This window comes from Pseudomonas jilinensis (assembly GCF_003586265.1).
GTDB lineage: Bacteria > Pseudomonadota > Gammaproteobacteria > Pseudomonadales > Pseudomonadaceae > Halopseudomonas > Halopseudomonas phragmitis.
On the sequence record NZ_QJSA01000045.1, the window covers coordinates 1 to 824 of the forward strand.

Here is an 824-nt window from a genome sequence, read left to right on the forward strand (position 1 = left end):
CCGCAACAAACCCTGAACGCCTTCGTTGACGAGCACCGTGACCGTTACGGGGTCGAGTCGATCTGCCGCGTGGTGCAGATCGCTCCGTCCGGTTACTACCTGCATGCAGCACGTGCCCGACATCCTGAACGGCGAAGCGCTCGCGCCCAACAGGATGAGCTGCTGTGTGAGGACATCAAGCGTGTATGGGAGGACAACATGCGCTGCTACGGTGTCGTGAAGGTCTGGAAGCAACTCAGGCGCGACAAGGTGCAAGTTGCCCGTTGTACCGTTGCGAGACTGATGCGCCACTTGGGGTTGCAGGGTGTTCGGCGCGGCCAAGTAGTTCGTACCACGGTGCCTGATGGCAACGCCGCTTGTCCTCTCGACAAGGTTCAGCGCCAGTTCAATGCTGACCGCCCCAATCAGCTTTGGGTTTCAGACTTTACATACGTTTCAACGTGGCAGGGATGGCTCTACGTGGCTTTTGTTGTCGATGTTTTCGCACGACGCATCGTCGGCTGGCGTGTGAGCAACAGCATGAAAACGGACTTCGTGCTCGATGCCCTGGAGCAAGCACTCTACGCCCGGCAGCCAGGCCACGCGGACGGTTTGATCCACCATAGCGATAGGGGTAGTCAGTACGTCTCTATTCGTTATACGGAGCGACTAGCTGAGGCTGGAATAGAGCCCTCTGTCGGTAGCAAAGGAGACAGCTATGACAATGCCTTAGCGGAAACCATCAATGGATTGTACAAAGCGGAACTGATTTACCGGCAGTCCTGGCGGAGCCGCGAAGCCGTCGAAATCGCCACCTTGAAGTGGGTTCACTGGTACAACCACCA

General features: G+C 57.3%; 1 protein-coding gene and 1 other annotated feature. The gene reads left to right on the plus strand.

Annotated elements, in window-relative coordinates; all coding sequences use genetic code 11:
* Positions 1 to 87: a sequence feature (AL1L pseudoknot), on the plus strand. This feature is flagged as partial in the annotation.
* Positions 1 to 824, plus strand: an 824-nt coding sequence (locus tag C2846_RS18475) for an IS3 family transposase (protein WP_119702191.1), incomplete at both ends; no start/stop codon positions are given. Its footprint overlaps the feature before it by 87 nt.